The following is a 19,939-nucleotide window of genomic DNA, read 5'->3' as shown; positions in this document are numbered from 1 at the left end:
GGCTTGCCTCTGGCATTCTGTTTTAACCTGGTGATTCGGGAACGCAACAGAGTCTGAGCGCCGGAGGTTGTCAAAACAATCTGTATTTTCTGAAGGGGGGCATCGGCTTTGCTGAAGTCACACATGTGCGATCGCAGCAATTTTCACCGCAAAATCAAGCTGGCTGCGCCAGACCGTGCGACGCATTCTCATCACAAAAATCTGCTGCTATAGTGCCTGCCACGACACGATTTCCCTATTTCCATTTTCGGCAGGAGGACACCATGAAGGTCAAACGCATCGTCGCCAACATCCACACCGAGACCGTCGATCAGGCCAGATCGTTTTACCGCGACCTTCTGGGACTCGATGTGCTGATGGATCACGGCTGGATCGCCACTTACGGCTCCGATGAGCAGATGAGCGTGCAGATCAGCTTTGCGTCGGAAGGCGGCTCGGGGACGCCGACGCCGGATCTGTCGATTGAAGTGGATGACATTAAGGCCGCCTTGTCACGCGTAAGCAAGATGAACATCCCGCTCGCATACGGCCCCGTCGATGAACCATGGGGTGTACGGCGCTTCTATATCCGGGATCCTTTCGGCAAACTGGTCAATGTGCTCGCACACATTGAGAGCTGAAGATACGCTTCAATGCATCAAAAAATTCCATCAGGAAACACACGCAAAATAGCAACACAAACACAGCGAACCGCCATGGTCCGTTGCGTTGTCTGACGTTACAATCGCGGTAGTGCCGCTCCGGTGCGCCCCGATCACAACGAAGCGATGAACAATACAAGCCGGGCATGGGAACGCCCAAGATGGTGGTTCTACCTCCTGCTGCCGCTGGTGCATTTCGCCAGCGTCAAGCTGACCTTTTTCTGTGCCGTCACCCCCGAAAACGAAGTCGTCGTCTGGCTCCCAAACGCCGTGCTGCTGGCGGCTCTCATGCGCTTTCGCGGCCAACGCGCCTGGCTCATGGCGGCGCTGGCGTTCTGTTCCGACACTACCGCCAATCTTGCTGTATTCACGCCTGCGGTTGCCGTTCAGCTCGGCTGCATCAATCTGATCGAAGTCGTCGTCACCTATCTGCTCATGCGCCGTGCCGGTGTGCAGTCTGATCTGAAACGCGTCGAGGACCTGCGCAGGTTCACCGTCGCCGGCCCCTTGATCGGCACCCTGATCGCGAGCCTGATGGCGGCCGCAGTGCTCAAGAGCCAGATAGCAACCGACACGCCCTATCTCACGCTGACACGCCTGTGGTGGTTCGGCGATGCGCTCGGCATGATGATTTATACGCCTTTGCTGCTGGCTCTGACGCAAGGCGGCAGCACGCCGGTGAAATTGCGCAAGGCTGATGGCGTGGCCGTCATTGTCATCATCGTGATGGCCTGCGTGATTTTTTCGACCTACGGCGGTGCCATCGATGGCATCTCGATGACACCGACACTCTTGCTGCCGATGGTGCTGTACGTTGCGGTGCGCTTCGGCACGCGCTGGGCTTCACTGACGGTGGCCCTGGTGTCGCTCGCCGTCTCCATGATGCTGACCAGCGGCCACAAACCGTTCGGCGATGTCTCCGTGCATCTGGAAATCGTACGCGCGCAGGAATTCATTCTGACCCTATGCATTGTCGGCATCGGCTTTTCCATCCTTATCGATGAATTGCGCGTACGCGAACGCGGCCTCGAAGACCGCGTACGGCAGCGCACTCACGAGCTGGAAGAATCCAACAGCAAGCTGGCGACACTGAGTCAAACCGATGGCCTCACCGGCATCGCCAATCGCCGCCGTTTCGACGAAGTACTCGCCGCAGAATGGAGCCGCGCCGGACGCAGCGCGCAACCGCTGGCGCTGGCCATCCTCGATGTCGATTACTTCAAGGCCTACAACGACACTTACGGGCATCAGGCCGGTGATGATTGTCTGCGCGCCATCGCCGCATTGCTCAATGACAAGGTCCGTCGCACTACCGATCTCGCGGCGCGCTACGGCGGTGAAGAATTTGCATTCATTGCGCCAATGACCGATCGTGACGCCGCCTGCAAAATCGCTGAAGCCATTCGGCACGCATTGGAACAACTGGCCTTGCCGCACACTGCCTCATCCTTCCATATCGTGACTGCCAGCATCGGCGTGGCAGTCGTCATCCCGGATCAGACCGCAACGCCGCAACGCCTGTTCCAGATGGCCGACGCCGCACTTTATCAGGCCAAGCAACAGGGCCGAAATCGCGTCGTGATTGCCGGCGACGCATAACAGGGGCGACAGAGATTGCCGTTTTAGGCGTAATATAAGTCAGGAAAAACAGACCGGCTCCATCAGGCTGGCAACCATTTCAGAGAGACACCGACATCATGCTATTCGACCTGACCGACCTGCGCCTGTTCATCCTGATTGCCGAACTCAACAGCCTCACGCGCAGCGCCGAGCGCATGAACATGTCGCTGGCGGCAACCAGCAATCGCATCAAGGAACTGGAAACCCGCTTTGGCATGCGCCTGCTCTACCGCGAAAGCAAAGGCGTGCAACTGACCCCGGCCGGCCAGACCTTCCTCAGCCATGCGCAACAATTCATGCAACAGGTCGAACGCCTCAAGGGTGACATGCAGCAGTACAACAACGGCATCAAGGGCTATATCCGCATTTTCGCCAACACTACGGCAGTGACGGAATTCATGCCTGAGATCCTCGGCAAATTTCTGACCTTGCATCCGCAAGTCAACGTTGCACTGGAAGAACGGCTGAATCACGACATCATGCGTGGCATTCAGGAAGGCACCGCCGACATCGGCATCGTTGCCGGCCCGGTGCAGGGAGAGGGATTGGAGATTCTGAATTTTTCCACGGATCGCCTGGTGTTGGCGACTGCGCTGGAACATCCGCTGGCCGATAGCGGCAAGATAAACTTTACCGAAACACTGGAATACGAACATGTCGGCCTGCACGAAGGCAGCACGCTGCATCACTTCCTCAACCGCATCGTGTCGGAAAGCGGCCAGCGTCTCAAATTGCGGATTCAGGTGCGCAGCTTCGAAGCCATGTGCCGCATGGTGGAGACCAATGTCGGCATCGGCATCGTGCCGCACTCCGCGGCACTACGCCACAAGCAGACCATGCAGTTGAGTCTGATCGAACTGACCGATCCGTGGAGCGTGCGCGAGCGCAGCATGGTGGTCCAGAGTCTCGATGCACTGCCCTTGTATGCGCGCGATCTGGTGGAATTCATCCGGCAGCAGACTGCGCAGGTGCCGCCGGTGCCGGTGGAGAAAGAAGCGGCATAAAGAATATGGCGTTTTCCCGAAACTCCCTGATAGGCGTATTCATCGCCGTTTTTTTATTGAGTTCAGCCAATGAGGTCCGTTCTCAAACAAAAGAGGAAATTCAGGCCACACAAGAATTGTTTGAAGGAACGTGGTACGACATCAAAACAAGAAGAGTTCTATCTATCAGCCTCGAAGACAATCGCTATCTTGTTAACGACTATTATCAATTTGCTCCCACAGGAGCAATAGATGTCTATCATCTGGAAATTCAAAAAGATCGTTTGATTCTTCCTCAATACGCTCCGGGAGTACCTCTGAGCGAATCTTGTGAATTAACAATCACAAGAAAAAAACTGCTCTCCTACCAATGTAAAAGCACCGAGAGAAAAAATCAGATTCGCTACTCCACTTCATATTACATAAAGATGGTCAGCATTCCCCTGGCAGAAAGAAATCGAAATCAACCGTGAGTCATCATCCACACCGCGATGGCGATCAACGCGCCGCAAAACAGCATGCGCAGACGCCGTTCCGGCAGATGATGCGCTAGCGCGACACCCCACGAAATACTGAGCACGCCGCCCAGCGCCAGCGGAATCCCGACGCTCCAGTCAACATGCCCTGCACTGGCATAGGTCCATAGCGCCACCAGCGTTCCGGGCGTGACCATCGCCAGGCCAAGGCCTTGCGCCGCAGTCTGCGTCATACCGAATAGTCCCACCAGTCCCGGTACCGCTACGATCGCACCGCCGACACTAAAGAAGCCTGCCGATGCGCCGGCGGCAATCCCCATGAGAAAAATGTATTTCTGCGGAAGACGCGCGCGCGGAATCATCTCCTTTTGCTTGCGCATCAGCGTCCACAGGTAATACAGCGCCAGCACCACCATGAACATCGCAAAGGCCAGATGCAGCGAACGCGCATCGATGGATGTCGCAAAGCGCGCCGCAAAGTAAGTCGTGAACACCGCCGGAACCGCCATCTGCAGCGCGGAGCTGAGCTCAATCTTGTTACGCTGCTTGTACCGCCAGAAACCGATCACCACGTTCGGCACGATCATCACCAGCGCGGTTCCCTGCGCGAGCTGCTGATCCATGCCATACAGGAATCCCAACACCGGAATTCCGATCAGACCGCCGCCGATTCCGAACAAACCGCCGACAGCGCCAAGCGCACCGCCGAGAACAAAGTTGATTAAGACATCGAGATACAAAGAATGCGTCATAGGTGTAAAGTACGCACTTGGCCGAACAAGTCCCCGTCGTAAAACTCAGAAGACTTGCCGAACTGGCGAACCCAATAGGAGATAGGCGTGAATAACGGAAGTAGCGGCGTTCTGGTTGTTGTGCTTGAAGCTGGCGTTGTCGTCATCATCGCGCTGGCGATCTATCTGATCCGCAAGAAATAAAACAGACCGAACCCAGACCGCAAGCAAATCCAACCGCGCCCTACCCAAGCTGCCAGCCAGTTTATCAGCCAGACCTCGCCGTCACAAGCGAAGCACGCGATCTGCTCAGAAGCGCCGGATGAAAATTTTTAATCCGGCGAAAGCAAGACCACGTAAGAATGTGACAACCCAACACTAAGGACTCAGGAATCATGGATCTCGGACTACAAGGAAAAATCGCCCTCGTCTGCGGCGCAAGCAAAGGCCTCGGCTACGCCAGCGCCGAACATCTGGCGCGTGAAGGTGCGCACGTCGTCATCGTCGCGCGCGGCCAGGAAGCGCTGGATCAGGCTGCCGCCAAACTGCGCGCACTCGGCAACATCAAGGTAATCGCCGTCGCCACCGACATCGCCACACCAGAAGGCCGCGCCAAGGCGCTCGCCGCTGTCGACGAAATCGCCGGTGAAAAAGGCCACGGCCCCGACATCCTCGTCAACAATGCCGGCGGCCCGCCGCTGGGCGACTTCCGCGACTGGGACCGTGAGATCTGGCTCAAGGCCATCGACGCCAACATGCTCACGCCGGTCGAACTGATCAAAGCCACCGTCGATCAGATGATTGCGCGCGGCTGGGGCCGCATCGTCAACATCACCAGCAGCTCGGTCAAGGCCCCGCGCTACGACCTCGGCCTGTCCAACGGCGCCCGCTCCGGCCTGACCGGCTTCGTCGCCGGTGTCTCGCGCCACATCGCCAAGAGCGGCGTGACCATCAACAACCTGCTGCCCGGCAGCTTCGAAACCGACCGCTTGCGCAGCAGCTTTGTCGGCTCCGCCAAACTGACCGGCGAAACACCTGAAGAAGTCCGGGTACAGCGCATGGCCGAAACCCCGGCCGGCCGCTTCGGCGACCCGGACGAATTCGGCGCCACCTGCGCCTTCCTGTGCAGCAAGCACGCCGGCTACATCAACGGCCAGAACGTGCTGATGGACGGCGGCGCTTATCCGGGCATTTTCTAAGTTGGGATTTTGCAAATAGCAAAACAGGTAGCAGCCGGGCAAGTCATGTATAATGCGCGGCTTGCGCAGGAAGGTTGGCAGAGCGGTTGAATGCACCAGTCTTGAAAACTGGCGAGGGCGTAAGCCCTTCGTGAGTTCGAATCTCACACCTTCCGCCAAAAGACAAAAAGCCTTGATCTCGTTGAGATTTCAGGGCTTTTTTATTTTCGACTATCAAAACCACATCAAATTATTAAACGAAGCCTTGTTAAATAACTAGGGCTGCAACAGGCCTTATCGCCGCATTTTTATATTATCACTACAACAATAACGACTCTCGCTCATTATCATTCCGGTCGATCTATTGATCTCCGAATCATCAGCGTTAAATAAACTGATTGGTTTATATTGAGTAATTTACCCAATAAAAAAATCACAGTTATTCGTGGTGAGCTGGTTCTTGTCCGCACTGGCCTGGCTATCAATCTTGGCGCCGTTCAACTGCGTGTGATTGCCGACGCTGATGTCAAAGCCGCCCTTCCCAGCGTTGAGCCCGGTTTGCTCCTGCACGCTCTTGTAGTCGCTGCTGGTCTGGCTGTAGTTCAGGCTGCCGGAAACGCCGCTGTCGTTACCGAAGGCGTAACGGCCTTCGATCTGACCTCCGATTTGCTTTTGACGGTAGCTGTCCGTGTCCTGTTCGCTGGTCAGCGTGAGGTTACGGCCTATCGCGGCTTTGATCTGATCGGCTGTGGCGACGGTGCCTGTCAGCGTGGCATCGCGACCGGTTTTGATGGTGAGCACCTTGTTGGCGTCGATCGTCGTTTCCACATGCGTGACATTGGTCAGCTCGGTAGAGCTTTGTCGATAGTCGAGGACACCATAAATACGCAGGCCGCCTGTATACAGCCAGACTTCGGCGTCCAGTCGCCGATAGCTGTCTTCGGTATGGCTCACGGCCTGCTGGCTTTAAATGTTCTCACTTCGGAGTGTTCTCACTATCTTTTTTATAGGAGTTTCTGGCTTTCTCGTATGTATTATCGAAGAGCTTTATTTTTAACATTCGAGCTTGTGCGGAATATCCACCGATACAGGTGCACACCCCCCCCACTAAAAGGCCTATATACGACAGATAGCTATTCTCTATATATTTAACGGAGACATACATAATAGCCAGTCCGACAAAAAACAAAACTTCTGTCAATACTCGTAGCTTTTTCTCGTTCATATCCATCAAAGTCAATTAACCAAATCTCGCAAACCTTGCAATTTAAGATTCACATACGAAACATCATTTGGGCCTCAGTGCCACCAAGCACCAAATATCCAAACAGATGCAATAAAAAATATAACTGACATCACAATAATCCAATAAATAATTTTCTCTGGCTTGGAATATTGTGTATATATTTGATCGAATGTCTTGGTAAAAGAGTCTTTCAATTTTTCTCGATATTTTTTTTTATAATAATGCTTCATTCTTATTTCCCTTCTTTATCTTTCAAATCAAATCCATAACCCCTATGCTAAAAGCTTGAAAACCCTCCATCCTATGATTTAGACCAACAGGAAAAGTGATGAGCAACAAACGATATATCGACGAATTCAAAGTTGAGGCAGTCAAAATGGTCGACGTGGAAACTGCCACGATAAGGCAGTCGTTTAAAGCTTCTTCCTATTGCTGAAGCGCACGCATACTTTGTTTGCAGTCTCTGCGAAATGCAGCAATAGTTCAATCCTATTCAGTAGCGTCATATCTCGCAGAATTATTGGACCTTCAGTTATTAATTTTTTCCTCTCACATTGAGCCTTAGAGCCACATGCCTGCTGCTTCCAAGATCGCCCAAATTTTCGCCTCCCCACTTTCAGTATGTACCAATGAACAAATACTATCGCCTTGAAGCGCTGGCATTGGTTCCGTGACCCAAGTAATAGAACATTGTCGCTGAAGCGCCCAAATCATTTCGGCCATTTCTTTATTTGGTATTAGTTGAGATAGCTGCCTTGTAATTGCATTTTCTTCCCACGGTCGTTCAATTTTGATGGCATCTAGAACTGCTTTCATTCTCTCTGGGGTACTCATTCCTTTTTTCCTTTTTTTGCTAAAGATTCGAACGAAATTAAATTTGGAGCTCCTGCGGAATTCTGGGCTGACGGAGCAAGGATGGCCTTATAGCCTTGATCTCTTGCCCATGCACTTCTTCGTTGTGTGACGGAATACCCCAGGTAATAAGGAATCGAGAGGATTCAAGCTGGGCATTGCGCCGCCGTCCATGCCACCGCTGCCATTGCCAAAGCTCACGCTGGCCGAGACAGTGTTGTAGCTTGCTTCGTTCTTGAGATCGGTATAGCCCAGGGTATTGGTGGTGAGCTGGTTCTTGTCGGCACTGGCCTGGCTGTCAATCTTGACGCCCCCAAACTGGATCAGCTCCAAATGAAAAAGTAGATCAATTCGGCACGCAAATTGGCAGACTATCTACCTGACGAGCGTTTTTCGTAATACCACGTTACGGTGCCGGTAAAGAAACTACAAAAAATGACAAATAGAATTAATCGCGCTACTCGATTCATAGTAGGTAAAGTATATGGGATGTCGTAAAACAGCCAGCGCAACAAAGGCCCTGCTAAAACTTCCCCAATAAATACAACTAATCCTGTTCCGATAAAAAATAAAACTACAAAATAAATCCAACGTCGTAATTCAAAAATTAATTTTGATTTCATTTCTTTTTCTCCAAAACCGTTTGCGCCGCACCGCCAGAGGTTTCTTGAATAATTCCCGATCCGATCCCACCAAGCCAAGATGGAATTGGTGATTTAGGAACATACGTTGACACACCTATACCTACATCCCGCCATTGTTGACGATACCAAGCTTTCTTTGCATCGAAGATGCGTTCAAGCGATTGGTTGGCGTTGGCCGTGTCGCGGCTGAGTCCTTGCGTACTGTCTTGCCCGGTGGCCTGGTCGTTTTTGACGGCAATGGTGCCGGCGGCAACGGCGCTCTTCGTTGTGCTGTCCTTGCTGTCGCTGGTGGGAACGCCGACGCCGGGCAGGATGCTTCTCGGGAGCGCGGGTCCCATGCCGCTTACACCGCTGCTGCCACCGCCGCCATTGCCAAAGCTCACGCTGGCCGAGACAGCGTTATAGCTTGCTTCGTTCTTGAGATCGGTGTGACCCAGGGTATTCGTGGTGAGCTGGTTCTTGTCTGCACTGGCCTGGCTGTCAATCTTGGCGCCGTTCAACTGTGTGTGATTGCCGACGCTGATGTCGAAGCCGCCTTGACCGGCATTAAGCCCGGTTTGTTCTTGCACGCTCTTGTAGTCGCTGCTGGTCTGGCTGTAGTTCAGGCTGCCGGAAACGCCGCTGTCGTTGCCGAAGGCATAGCGGCCTTCGATCTGGCCGCCGATTTGCTTTTGACGGTAGCTGTCCGTGTCCTGTTCGCTGGTCAGCGTGAGGTTACGGCCTATCGCAGCTTTGATCTGATCGGCTGTGGCGACGGTGCCGGTCAGCGTGGCATCGCGACCAGTCTTGATTGTGAGAGTCTTGTTGGCGTCAATCGTCGTTTCTACGTGCGTGACATTGGTCAGCTCGGTCAAGCTTTGTCGATAATCCAGGGAACCATAGATGCCCAGGCCACCTTTGGCGCCGCCGTTGCCACCCATCGTGCCGCCGGCATACAGCCCGGCTTCCGCGTCCAGTCGCCGATAGCTGTCTTCGGTATGACTGACGGCCTGCTGGCTTTCAGAGACAAGGTCGCGCTTGGCGTCGAGGGTGATATTGTCGCCGGCGAGTGTGCTGCCTTTGAGATGGATGTCTCCCTGATCCGGCGTTGCGTCGCCGCGCGCCGTGATGTTCAGATCGCCGCCGGCAGCAACCTGACTTTTCTGCACTGTATCGACATGCGTCACGCTGAGGCTTTCTTCACGTGTGGTGCCAATGCCGATTGAAACGCGTCCGGACAAGCCGCCGCTTCCGGATTGAGATTTCTGCGCGGTTTCGATGATTTGCGCGAGGTCTCTGGCTGCATAAGCCGCCTTTGCCGCGTACAGGGCTTTCAAGCGCGGGTCGCTGACCTCCTGCCCTCTGCTGGTTGCCGCACGCAGGGCCATCGCGGCGTCCGTAACGTTGCTCTTGGCGCCAAGGCGAATGCCGGTCGACTCGGTATAAATTAGAAAAGGTCAATTCGCGAAAAAATCAACGCGTTAATTCATAGGCATTTAAATATTTCTCCCAATTCTTAAACAATCTAAGTTCGTTATCTTGAGAACTATGCTGACTTGGATCATAGTCACTCGACGCTGGCATATAGCGCACAAAACTCTCTATTTCACTAGGATAGTCAAAATCCGCATAAATATTTTCCACCACACCTAAGGGATCGTTTATGGAATCTCTATTTTGAAAAACCCATGCCAATATTAGAAAAAGCCATCTTTCACCTAAGTCTTTATTTGACTTTTCTAGCTCGCAGTCCACTATTTTTTGGATCAGTTCACCCACGCGAAATACGCTCTCCTTGGACAAGGAGGCTAATTCAAATTCCCACTCAGTTGAATTCAGTTGCAAACGATTTTTCGCAACTTCCACGATATCCATCCAACTTATAAAGTGATGATCGTACCCCCAAAGGATTTCTGCCCATGAAAGGGAAATATGTTGTTGAACGAATAAAATTGGAATTGGTTTTAAATGCATATTAAGGAGCCTTCGGAACTCGTTGATTAGGGAGACCAGTGACCGTCCCCCCTTCAATAAAACGTTGATGCGTCACCTTCCCTGTCGAATCATAGATATATTCGTAAATCCCATTTTTCCCATTTAATTGCCCGGTGGCTTGAAGCAGGGTCCGATCTACACCGTCTCCCCCTCGCAAAGGGAACATTTGTCCATTGGAAAGCTGTTCTTTCGACAAGAAGCTAGCTGCCCTATGAGAAGGGTCATCTTTCAAGCCACTCCCAACACGGTCTGCATTGATAATCGCATCAGAAATGTTCGTATTATTCTCAACATTATCCTTATTATTAGACGTACCACCAGCCTCATTTTTTCCATCTCCATTACTCCCTGTGGAGGCATAGCCGTTGACTGGAACAATAATAGAGGGACTCAGTACACAGCCTCCCGGGGCGCAGACAGGAATCGGCGGTGTCACGACCGCACCTGCTGAGCCGCTTGGTGGACGTTGATTGAAGTCATCCGGTAAATCAGGTGGGGTCTGCGGCAACGCGTTAGGACCATTTCGAGCAATTGCAGAGGCTAGCTTGGCAGCGTCTTTTACCGCCTGCACAACAGTATTTTTGGCCCGCTCAATGCGATCCTTCAAGAAGTCCGTCGCGGAATAGGCAAAAAGCCCATTCTTTTTCTCTGCGTCAATCTGGTCCCGTTCGGCTTGCAGCTCTGGCCTATTTCCCCAAGCAGCCATAGCCGCAGCGTTTTCATACTCCGGTGTACCTGGTGAATACTCCTGCCAACATTGCACGGCTGCACAAGCCGCAGCCGTGAGCCGCTCTTCTTTTTTTGCATCGCCGTTAGCAAGCTGTTTGATACGCGCTGTTTCATCTGGATGCAATTGCCGGTTATACCGTTCCGCATCCAATGCCGTTGCCCCACCTGCCAACGCAGCATTGCCGTTACCACCGACCACGCCACCGATAGCAGCGCCGGAAACCAGCGCAGCCCATTGCTGAATCGCCTTGACTTGGCTGGCGCGCTTGCGATCTTCCGTCTCATCTCCTGTCGGCTGAAGATCTTTCTGATTCGCCAGATACGCAGCTACCTGCGTGCCTATCCACTCCGTGCCTGCGGCTGCAGCGGCACCCGCAATCGGGCTCCCCCCAGCAAGACCCGCCTGCAAAGCGCCCAACATGGCATGCAACGCGATCTTCTCCGGACTGCCGTCCTTATAGCCAAGTTTTTGGCTCAAATCGCCAATCGCACGATTACCCACTTCTCCCAACACACGTCCAAGCTCCTGTTGTTCAGCTACCTTCTTGGCATCGAAAATCCTGTCCAACGTTTGGTTAGCATTGGCCGTGTCGCGGCTGAGATCCTTGGTGCTGTCTTGCCCGCTTGCCTGATCGCTCTTCACAACGATGGTGCCGGCTGCAACCGCGCTCTTGGTGGTGCTGTCCTTGCTATCGCTGGTCGGCACGCCCACCCCAGGCAATAAGGAATCGAGAGGATTCAAGCTGGGCATTGCGCCGCCGCCCATGCCACCGCTGCCATTGCCAAAGCTCACGCTGGCCGAGACAGCGTTATAGCTTGCTTCGTTCTTGAGATCGGTGTGACCCAAGGTATTGGTGGTGAGCTGGTTCTTGTCTGCACTGGCCTGGCTGTCAATCTTGGCGCCGTTCAACTGCGTGTGATTGCCGACGCTGATGTCAAAGCCGCCTTGACCGGCATTAAGCCCGGTTTGTTCTTGCACGCTCTTGTAGTCGCTGCTGGTCTGGCTGTAATTCAGACTGCCGGAAACGCCGCTGTCGTTGCCGAAGGCATAGCGGCCTTCGATCTGACCGCCGATTTGTTTTTGACGGTAGCTGTCCGTGTCCTGTTCGCTGGTCAGCGTGAGGTTACGGCCTATCGCGGCTTTGATCTGATCGGCTGTGGCGACGGTGCCGGTCAGCGTGGCATCGCGACCAGTCTTGATTGTGAGAGTCTTGTTGGCGTCAATCGTCGTTTCTACGTGCGTGACATTGGTCAGCTCGGTCGAGCTTTGTCGATAATCCAGGGAACCATAGATGCCCAGGCCACCTTTGGCGCCGCCGTTGCCACCCATCGTGCCGCCGGCATACAGCCCGGCTTCCGCGTCCAGTCGCCGATAGCTGTCTTCGGTATGACTGACGGCCTGCTGGCTTTCAGAGACAAGTCGTTTGGCGATTCGTACCGTTACGAACTTTAATCGTATTTATATCGAATGAGAATCTCGCTACCCAATTCTATTTGTAGTTGTTTTGCTAAGGATGCACCTCTTTTTTTAAATGAAAGTTCATCTTCAATTGTTTTGAAACCAGACCGAGCGGGATCATCAGCATTAAGAGTCGCATCGAATTCTGCTGCCCACAAATCAAGCTCTTCAGCCAATTCTTTAGAAATAGATAAAAGATGAGGATCAATATCCCCATATTCTCCAACGGACATATTCCATAACGGATGACATCCATAATCGGCCATCAATTTTATTGATTTCATTTGGTACCTCCTCGGGGGTTCGCGCCTACAATAAAGCCATTTTTTGAGACGGTAATTGCAAGTTGTTCTTGCTTTCCATTTATTACCAACTCGTAAATTGGACGGCCAGTTCCTTTTCCTTGGTAACCAATAAGTTTTCCTTCAGTAACAGCTCTTATTAGAACATCAGGAATATCCGCGACGGAAATTCCCATCTGAGAAAATTCATAACCGTGCTGCTCAACAATATGCTGCAGCCCTGCATCAGAACTCCCTTTCTCTAAAAAGACAATTCGCCCATTCGGTAATTTGCTCACGGCGACTACATTCTCCGGTGTCAGTTTAATGCCGCTTTTTTCTAACTCAGTCAACAGCACAGCTTTGACAGTGCTACTTTCAGCAACTGAGATTATTGGTTTTGCTAAACCTCCAGACAAGGCAAAAGCAATGTCTTTATTCTTATCACTTGTCGACTGTGCAGCGCCTCGAACAATTTCATCCTTGGTAATGCCCGCTTTCAATTGATCAATCTGCTGATTAATCATAACAACGCTTTTCGGGTCATCCTGATAGAGTACCCTGGCAGCCTCCAAGGCGAGAATAGCGCTATTAACGGCATCGAATTTACTGCCGCATTTTTTATCTGTATCGCAAGGTTTATTCAAATAGTCCGTAGCTATAGTAACTAACTTACTCGCGGCTTCCCCCGGCGTTTTAACGCCAAACCGCGCCTGCTGCTCAGGCGTCCAACTACCGTCCGCATTCCCACCTAGGAAAGGATTGGCACGCTCCGCAGCTGTCGCAGTAAACATATCTCCGGTCTTGTTCGAAGCAATGAACTGTTTCGCAAATTCGTCGCTCTTGCCACCTTTCTCTGCAGCACTGTCCACCATCGCGTAACCAGCTGACAGCAGGCGCTGATATGCCTCTTCTGTAGTTATGCGTTCTCCAGTCTTGTCTTCCAAAAACTTTTGGTATTGTTTTGCACGGTCTTTCGCAAACTGACGCTCGTCTGGATGCAACTGCCGGTTGTACCGCTCCGCATCCAACGCCGTCGCACCACCAGCAAGCGCCGCATTGCCATCCCCTCCGACTATGCCGCCAATGGCCGCCCCCGTAATCAATGACGCCCACTGCTGAATCACCTTGCGCTGGTTCGCGCGTTTGGCATCTTCAATGTCGTCTCCTGTTGGCTGCAACCCGGGCTGAGTAGCCAAGTAATCTGCAATCTGCGTACCAATCCATTCCGTCCCTGCTGCCGCAGCGGCTCCCGCCAGCGCATTGCCGCCGGCAAGACTTGCTTGTAAGGCGCCGAGTGCGCCGTGCAACGCCATCTTTTCCGGACTGCCGTCTTTCAGGTTCAGTGCTTTGCTCAGGTCGCCGATGGCACGGTTGCCGACCTCTCCCAACACGCGTCCCATTTCCTGCTGTTCTGCGACTTTCTTTGCATCGAAGATGCGTTCCAGCGATTGGTTAGCATTGGCCGTGTCGCGGCTGAGATCCTTGGTGCTGTCTTGCCCGCTTGCCTGATCGCTCTTCACAACGATGGTGCCGGCTGCAATCGCGCTCTTCGTGGTGCTGTCCTTGCTATCGCTGGTCGGCACTCCCACCCCAGGCAATAAGGAATCGAGAGGATTCAAGCTGGGCATTGCGCCGCCGCCCATGCCACCGCTGCCATTGCCAAAGCTCACGCTGGCCGAGACAGCGTTATAGCTTGCTTCGTTCTTGAGATCGGTGTGACCCAGGGTATTGGTGGTGAGCTGGTTCTTGTCTGCACTGGCCTGGCTGTCAATCTTGGCGCCGTTCAACTGCGTGTGATTGCCGACGCTGATGTCAAAGCCGCCTTGACCGGCATTAAGCCCGGTTTGCTCCTGCACGCTCTTGTAGTCGCTGCTGGTCTGGCTGTAATTCAGACTGCCGGAAACGCCGCTGTCGTTGCCGAAGGCGTAGCGGCCTTCGATCTGACCGCCGATTTGTTTTTGACGGTAGCTATCCGTGTCCTGCTCGCTGGTCAGCGTGAGGTTGCGGCCTATCGCGGCTTTGATCTGATCGGCTGTGGCGACGGTGCCGGTCAGCGTGGCATCGCGACCAGTCTTGATTGTGAGAGTCTTGTTGGCGTCAATCGTCGTTTCTACGTGCGTGACATTGGTCAGCTCGGTCGAGCTTTGTCGATAGTCGAGAGAGCCATAGATGCCCAGGCCACCTTTGGCGCCACCGTTGCCGCCCATCGTGCCGCCTGCATACAGCCCGGCTTCCGCGTCCAGTCGCCGATAGCTGTCTTCGGTATGACTGACGGCCTGCTGGCTTTCAGAGACAAGGTCGCGCTTGGCGTCGAGGGTGATATTGTCACCGGCGAGTGTGCTGCCTTTGAGATGGATGTCTCCCTGATCCGGCGTTGCGTCGCCGCGCGCCGTGATGTTCAGATCGCCGCCGGCAGCAACCTGACTTTTCTGCACTGTATCGACATGCGTCACGCTGAGGCTTTCTTCACGTGTGGTGCCAATGCCGATTGAAACGCGTCCGGACAAGCCGCCGCTTCCGGATTGAGATTTCTGCGCGGTTTCGATGATTTGCGCGAGGTCTCTGGCTGCATAAGCCGCCTTTGCCGCGTACAGGGCTTTCAAGCGCGGGTCGCTGACCTCCTGCCCTCTGCTGGTTGCTGCACGCAGGGCCATCGCGGCGTCCGTAACGTTGCTCTTGGCGCCAAGGCGAATGCCGGTCGATTCGGTGTACGCCAGCGTACGGGTATCCAGCGTATCGACGACAGCTTTGATGTCGACATTGCGGCCGGAAATGCTGACGTTCTTGTCCGCCTGCAATTGCGTGCCGACCAGGCTGACGTCTCTTCCGGCCTGGATGGTGACGTTGCCGGTTTCGCTGCCGATGGTAGACAAATTATGGATAACCGACGTTTGAGTCTGTTCCAGACCTTTGGTCTGCTTGCCGGCACTGATGCTGTTATTGCCGGTCATCAATCCGGATTTTGTTTCGACACTCTTGAAATAGCGCTGGTCGACGTCCTGAGACGTGGTGATGTTGATATCGTTGGCAGCAGTCAGCGAAACATCCTTGGTGCCGACAATGTTGCTGCCCACGACGTTGAGATTGTTGCCGACCTGTACCTGGACGCTATCGCCGGACAGGGTGCTGCCGACATTGCTCGTACTATCGTTATTTCTTTGCGAACGGCTGGTGTACGACGCCATGAATCCTTTCGACGTGGTGTAAATCGCCTGGTCGATACTGCGTTCTTCTTGCGCTGTCCCCAGATTGAGATCTCGGCCTGCCGCCACTTGCAATGCGCCGCCTGCATTGGCATAGGCGGCCTGGGCATTCACGTCCTGGATCGCTGCAAGCGTGAGCGCCCCACCTGTGCCGATGGCCGTCCCGGACACTTGCGTTGAGGTCTCGTACAAGTGATTGTCGGCATTGAAGGTGACGTTGTAGCTGTCTTGCGTCTTGACCGTAGTCAGATTCAGGTCGCGCCCGGCGACGATGCTGGCGTCCCCGGTGGTGTTGATGGCTGCGGCGATCAGGTTGGCGTCACGCCCTGCCTGTACTGCAAGCTGCCCGGCATTGACACTGCTGACCCGATCAATCTTGGTGTTAAGCCCATCGGTCGCCATATTCGACGCCGTCGTGGTTTCCAGTGTTACGTCGCGCCCGGCAAGGATGCCGACGCGATTGCCGCTGATGCTGCCGCTGCTGACGACGTCATTGGTGGCGCTCAACGATACCGTTCCCGCAGCATCCGAACTCTGGATGCTGCCGGTATTCTTGATATCGGCAGCTTGTACGATCATGCTGTTGGAGGCCAGCAGCGTACCGCCGTTGTTCAGACTGCCGTTGACGGTCAGGTTGATGTCTTTGGCGGAGACCAGGCTACCGGAGGAGGCGATGTCTTCATTGCCTACCCGACTCAGATACACCACCGGCACCAGTGCCTGAGTTTGCGTGCCGTCAGGCAGCGTCACCTGCTTGTTCACCAACCAGACGATGTCGGACGTCAGCGCTGCCATTTGCGCATCGCTCAGTGCAATGCCCGGCGTGAGCTGGAAGCGAGAGGCAGTCGCCACGCCGGCGTCCATCAAGGCCTTGTATTGATCTTCAGCAGTGGCGTAAGCAGTCAGCGTGCGCTTGCCAGTCAATTCGGTGATCTGGTCGCCGATCATCTTCTGTTCATAAAAACCGTCGCCCAGACGTTTTTGTATCGTCTGTGGATCGAGCGATAGGCGGCTCAGCATGTAGTCGCTGGAGACGAAGGTTTTATAGCTGGTGAATTTAGGATCGGTTTCGATCAGGTAGTTGAGGCCGGGCCGGGTGACCTGAGGAAATAAACCGTTTCCGGGAAGCACAAAGCCAGGCAATGCCCCGGGAGTCACGCCACTGCCGGCGTTCGGCGTTCCTGCGCGGACGGCAGCATTGTTAATCCCCGTCGGCGCAGTATTCTGTTGGACACTCGCCACCGACAGATCCATCGTGGTCGATGCCTGCACGTTGTCGTAAGCGGCCCCACCCTGATTGTAGGTGTAGTGGTTCTGATGGGGATGGCCATCGACCCAGTGGTAGTAATTCTCTCCACCGGTCATGTGCCAGATTGTTGTCTGCGGACCGCTGGCGCCGATATTGTTGATCGCGCCCACCGAGCCGCTCAAAGTACCACCCGCGACCATCATGCTCTTATCATTGGTCACGTTGCCCGATAACAGCATATTGCCGCCTGAGCTGATACGCCCCGGGTCGCTGTTCAATACGACGGTCTTTTGGACTACTTCCGTGTAATCACGCTTGTAGAATTTTTCAAACCGGTCGCCATTCGGTAGCACCAGCACAATCCCGCCGTCACCACTATCGCTCCACGTCACGCGGTCCGCCGTGTACCAGACATCAGGTTGATCCCAATAGGCGTACTCCGTCACATGCTTGGTCAACGCAGGATCATCCTGCACCGTCGTGCTGAAATGGTTGTTTCTGTTGATCAGCGAAGCCGTCTTCAGACTCAAGGAGCCACCGGCATCGATGGTTGCCGACTCATTGATGATGCTTGTTGCACTGCCTGTAGCCTGATTGTTGCCATCCAATGCACCGGCAATGGTCATGTCGCCCAGACTTTGCAGCGTCGCATGTTCGCTATTGGTTACCTGTGCTGCGCCGATCTGCATGCTGTTGCGGGACGCCACCACGCCTGCAATGTTGGTCGCTGGGTCGACATTATTAGTGAAGGTTTGCGCGCCCAGCGCCACGTCTTCGCCGTAGATGCGCCCGGTATTGTTGAGCGTCGTAGTGGCGCGCACCACCGTCGTCGCGCCGCCGTTGATCAGGCCCTGATTGTTGACACTGTCTGCTGTCAGACTCAGATTGCGCACGGCGTTGAGCGTGCCGGTATTGGCGTTGGCGAAGCCGTTGGTCACCGCAATGATCAGGTCGCGGGTGGCGCTGATGTCGCCGGTGTTGCTCAGTGTCGCGAACTGCAAGGAGAGATCGGTGCCGACGTTGATCTGCCCACCGAGGTTGTTGTTCATCGCCAGCGCGCGCAACTGCACATTGCCGTTGCCGCCGATGACGCCGCCATTCGCCACCCGGGCTGCATTGGCATTGACGATCTGCGCACCGCCGTCAATCTGCGTCAGGCCGGTTCCGCTATTGGCGATACGGCCACCACTGTTGTCGAGGCTTGCCGCTGCCAGTGTCAGCGCGGCCGTGCTGCCGTTTGCTTCGATGCGACCGGCGATGTTTGTCAATGCGCCGGTCGCGGCAACGTCAACGCTGTTGCCGCTGCGGATCACGCCATTGACGTTGGTCAGGTCTGCGCCTGCACGCACCGTCAGCGTGTCTTTCGCGTAGAGATTGCCGCCGGTGTTGTCTATGCCTGCCGTCGCCGTCAGGCTCAGGTTGCCGTTGGCAGCAGCGTTGCCGGACGCATCAACGCCGGCTGCGATCGAATTGGAAGAAGCAATGTCGTGCGCCTGCACCGTGACATCCGTCTGCGCCGCCAGTACTCCTGTATTGCTGACGCTGCCCGCCGCATTGACCTGTACCGCCTGCTGCGCATACAGGTTGCCGCCGTTGCTGACATCACCCTGGCTGTTGATCGCAATATTGCCGCTTGCTGTGGTGCTTCCGTTGAGCGTGACTTTGCCGCTGCTGTCGATGCTGATGTCGCCGGCTTGTGCGGCAATGGCGCCGAGGCTGCGCACGCCGACGCCGGCTTCCGTGCCGATCAGCCGGATCTTGTTGGCGTACATCCCGCCCAGTTGCGCCAGATCGATGCTGACCGTCGGCGCAAGGCCTTGCCCCTGAATCACTTGCACACCGAGGTTGGCATAGTTCACCAGATTAGCGCCTGTCACGACGTTGAGTTGATCGCCCCACAACTGGCCGTTGACTTGCACGCTGCGCGCAATCAGGTCGACGCGGTCGATTGCCGCCCCGTTTAAACCGCCGCCATCAATCGTGATATCGCCGCGCGTCACGCGCAGATTCGACAGGCTGCCGTCTGCCGCGAATTCCGGTACGCCGGTGGTCAGTACCCCGCGACTGGTATTGATGAAGCCGCAACCGCTGCAGGAGATCCCGTTGGGGTTGGCGACAATGACTTCGGCTCTTTGCCCGGCGACTTCAATATAGCCGTTGAGCTGGCTGCGGGAAGCGCCGGTCACTTCGTTGAGAATCAGACGGGCACTGCCATTGGCCAGCGCAGCGTTGCCGTTGATGTAGCCGGCCTGCTGCGTCTGCGTCACCGTACCCGAGTTATTCAGGATGGCGCCGCCCTGGTTCACGTTGAACTGGTCGTAGCGATTGTGCGAAACGCCTGCGGCGTTGGGCGTCACGATTTGCACCACGGGCTTGCCGTTGGCAGACTGATCGACGACCGGACGGCTGGCGGCGTTGCGATCGGCAACGATCTGCCCGTGCACCACTGTCACGCCGCCGAACAAGACGGCAATCATCACGCCCAGTTGCGCCAGCCACATCGAACCAGTTCTCGCCGGAGATGCCATGGCGCCTGCACCGGCGCTTTCCGATGGGCTCTTGCCCAGGCTGGAGACGTTCTCTGCGACTGCCATGAGTGCGCCGCGACGCACGTTGAAGATGACGCGGTAAGCTTGCTTGTTCATTCTCTTCTTAGACTTGCTTGATTAA

General features: G+C 54.7%; 15 protein-coding genes and 1 tRNA gene. 6 read left to right on the top strand and 10 right to left on the bottom strand.

Translation table 11 applies throughout. The features are described 5' to 3' along the window. Positions 1 to 263 precede the first annotated feature (263 nt). The 4 genes from AC1RN6_RS17070 to AC1RN6_RS17055 all read left to right on the top strand — a co-directional run bounded on the left by AC1RN6_RS17070 (position 264) and on the right by AC1RN6_RS17055 (position 3,717). Positions 264 to 620 carry a VOC family protein gene (locus tag AC1RN6_RS17070; RefSeq protein WP_493006634.1) on the top strand — a complete coding sequence of 119 codons (357 nt, stop codon included), beginning with the start codon at positions 264 to 266 and terminating at the stop codon, positions 618 to 620. 147 nt (positions 621 to 767) lie between these two features. Then, positions 768 to 2,240, top strand: coding sequence for a sensor domain-containing diguanylate cyclase (locus tag AC1RN6_RS17065; protein WP_493006633.1), 1,473 nt, complete (start codon positions 768 to 770; stop codon positions 2,238 to 2,240). A gap of 98 nt (positions 2,241 to 2,338) precedes the next feature. Next, positions 2,339 to 3,265 (top strand): LysR family transcriptional regulator, encoded by a 927-nt coding sequence (locus AC1RN6_RS17060; protein ID WP_493006632.1) that lies wholly within the window; start codon positions 2,339 to 2,341, stop codon positions 3,263 to 3,265. Between the two features lie 5 nt (positions 3,266 to 3,270). After that, on the top strand, positions 3,271 to 3,717 hold the full coding sequence (locus AC1RN6_RS17055; protein WP_493006631.1) for a hypothetical protein: 447 nt from the start codon (positions 3,271 to 3,273) through the stop codon (positions 3,715 to 3,717). On the opposite strand, the gene AC1RN6_RS17050 is transcribed toward AC1RN6_RS17055, so the two are convergent. Next, positions 3,708 to 4,472, bottom strand: coding sequence for a sulfite exporter TauE/SafE family protein (locus AC1RN6_RS17050; RefSeq protein ID WP_493006630.1), 765 nt, complete (start codon positions 4,470 to 4,472; stop codon positions 3,708 to 3,710). The genes AC1RN6_RS17055 and AC1RN6_RS17050 overlap by 10 nt on opposite strands. Before the next feature lie 374 nt (positions 4,473 to 4,846). Between AC1RN6_RS17050 and AC1RN6_RS17045 the strand changes: the two genes are divergently transcribed. Together AC1RN6_RS17045 and AC1RN6_RS17040 are read left to right on the top strand one after the other, a co-directional pair. Further along, on the top strand, positions 4,847 to 5,650 hold the full coding sequence (locus AC1RN6_RS17045; RefSeq protein WP_094564082.1) for an SDR family oxidoreductase: 804 nt from the start codon (positions 4,847 to 4,849) through the stop codon (positions 5,648 to 5,650). Positions 5,651 to 5,718: 68 nt separating this feature from the next. Beyond that, positions 5,719 to 5,808, top strand: a tRNA-Ser gene (locus tag AC1RN6_RS17040). Positions 5,809 to 6,046: 238 nt separating this feature from the next. Here the strand turns inward: AC1RN6_RS17040 and AC1RN6_RS17035 are convergent. The 9 genes from AC1RN6_RS17035 to AC1RN6_RS16995 all read right to left on the bottom strand — a co-directional run bounded on the left by AC1RN6_RS17035 (position 6,047) and on the right by AC1RN6_RS16995 (position 19,914). Next, positions 6,047 to 6,583 carry a hemagglutinin repeat-containing protein gene (locus AC1RN6_RS17035; RefSeq protein ID WP_493006629.1) on the bottom strand — a complete coding sequence of 179 codons (537 nt, stop codon included), beginning with the start codon at positions 6,581 to 6,583 and terminating at the stop codon, positions 6,047 to 6,049. Between the two features lie 853 nt (positions 6,584 to 7,436). Continuing rightward, positions 7,437 to 7,709, bottom strand: a complete 273-nt coding sequence (locus AC1RN6_RS17030; RefSeq protein ID WP_493006628.1) for a hypothetical protein — start codon at positions 7,707 to 7,709, stop codon at positions 7,437 to 7,439. 87 nt (positions 7,710 to 7,796) lie between these two features. Further along, on the bottom strand, positions 7,797 to 8,060 hold the full coding sequence (locus tag AC1RN6_RS17025; RefSeq protein WP_493006627.1) for a hypothetical protein: 264 nt from the start codon (positions 8,058 to 8,060) through the stop codon (positions 7,797 to 7,799). A gap of 38 nt (positions 8,061 to 8,098) precedes the next feature. After that, positions 8,099 to 8,350: a hypothetical protein gene (locus tag AC1RN6_RS17020; protein WP_493006626.1), complete on the bottom strand. Its 252-nt coding sequence runs from the start codon at positions 8,348 to 8,350 to the stop codon at positions 8,099 to 8,101. Further along, on the bottom strand, positions 8,347 to 9,738 hold the full coding sequence (locus AC1RN6_RS17015; RefSeq protein WP_493006625.1) for a hemagglutinin repeat-containing protein: 1,392 nt from the start codon (positions 9,736 to 9,738) through the stop codon (positions 8,347 to 8,349). Before AC1RN6_RS17015 ends, AC1RN6_RS17020 begins: the two co-directional genes overlap by 4 nt. A gap of 85 nt (positions 9,739 to 9,823) precedes the next feature. Beyond that, positions 9,824 to 10,324 (bottom strand): DUF2247 family protein, encoded by a 501-nt coding sequence (locus AC1RN6_RS17010; protein WP_493006624.1) that lies wholly within the window; start codon positions 10,322 to 10,324, stop codon positions 9,824 to 9,826. Position 10,325: 1 nt separating this feature from the next. Beyond that, positions 10,326 to 12,506: a hemagglutinin repeat-containing protein gene (locus tag AC1RN6_RS17005; protein WP_493006928.1), complete on the bottom strand. Its 2,181-nt coding sequence runs from the start codon at positions 12,504 to 12,506 to the stop codon at positions 10,326 to 10,328. Between the two features lie 17 nt (positions 12,507 to 12,523). Beyond that, positions 12,524 to 12,817 (bottom strand): immunity protein CdiI family protein, encoded by a 294-nt coding sequence (locus tag AC1RN6_RS17000; RefSeq protein ID WP_493006623.1) that lies wholly within the window; start codon positions 12,815 to 12,817, stop codon positions 12,524 to 12,526. Then, complete coding sequence (locus tag AC1RN6_RS16995; protein ID WP_493006622.1) at positions 12,814 to 19,914, bottom strand: two-partner secretion domain-containing protein; 7,101 nt, start codon at positions 19,912 to 19,914, stop codon at positions 12,814 to 12,816. Before AC1RN6_RS16995 ends, AC1RN6_RS17000 begins: the two co-directional genes overlap by 4 nt. Between the last annotated feature and the right edge of the window lie 25 nt (positions 19,915 to 19,939).

It is taken from the genome of Herbaspirillum sp. GW822-FHT03A08 (assembly GCF_058801885.1).
This window is presented reverse-complemented; position numbering and strand designations above follow the sequence as displayed.

What these genes read in the sequence shown, in the direction of transcription:
- AC1RN6_RS16995 (WP_493006622.1), bottom strand. Translation starts at nt 19,914, where the DNA reads ATGAACAAGCAAGCTTACCGCGTCATCTTCAACGTGCGTCGCGGCGCA.
- AC1RN6_RS17030 (WP_493006628.1), bottom strand. Translation starts at nt 7,709, where the DNA reads ATGAGTACCCCAGAGAGAATGAAAGCAGTTCTAGATGCCATCAAAATT.
- AC1RN6_RS17010 (WP_493006624.1), bottom strand. Translation starts at nt 10,324, where the DNA reads ATGCATTTAAAACCAATTCCAATTTTATTCGTTCAACAACATATTTCC.
- AC1RN6_RS17060 (WP_493006632.1), top strand. Translation starts at nt 2,339, where the DNA reads ATGCTATTCGACCTGACCGACCTGCGCCTGTTCATCCTGATTGCCGAA.
- AC1RN6_RS17015 (WP_493006625.1), bottom strand. Translation starts at nt 9,738, where the DNA reads ATGGCCCTGCGTGCGGCAACCAGCAGAGGGCAGGAGGTCAGCGACCCG.
- AC1RN6_RS17000 (WP_493006623.1), bottom strand. Translation starts at nt 12,817, where the DNA reads ATGAAATCAATAAAATTGATGGCCGATTATGGATGTCATCCGTTATGG.
- AC1RN6_RS17055 (WP_493006631.1), top strand. Translation starts at nt 3,271, where the DNA reads ATGGCGTTTTCCCGAAACTCCCTGATAGGCGTATTCATCGCCGTTTTT.
- AC1RN6_RS17045 (WP_094564082.1), top strand. Translation starts at nt 4,847, where the DNA reads ATGGATCTCGGACTACAAGGAAAAATCGCCCTCGTCTGCGGCGCAAGC.
- AC1RN6_RS17020 (WP_493006626.1), bottom strand. Translation starts at nt 8,350, where the DNA reads ATGAAATCAAAATTAATTTTTGAATTACGACGTTGGATTTATTTTGTA.
- AC1RN6_RS17050 (WP_493006630.1), bottom strand. Translation starts at nt 4,472, where the DNA reads ATGACGCATTCTTTGTATCTCGATGTCTTAATCAACTTTGTTCTCGGC.
- AC1RN6_RS17065 (WP_493006633.1), top strand. Translation starts at nt 768, where the DNA reads ATGAACAATACAAGCCGGGCATGGGAACGCCCAAGATGGTGGTTCTAC.
- AC1RN6_RS17070 (WP_493006634.1), top strand. Translation starts at nt 264, where the DNA reads ATGAAGGTCAAACGCATCGTCGCCAACATCCACACCGAGACCGTCGAT.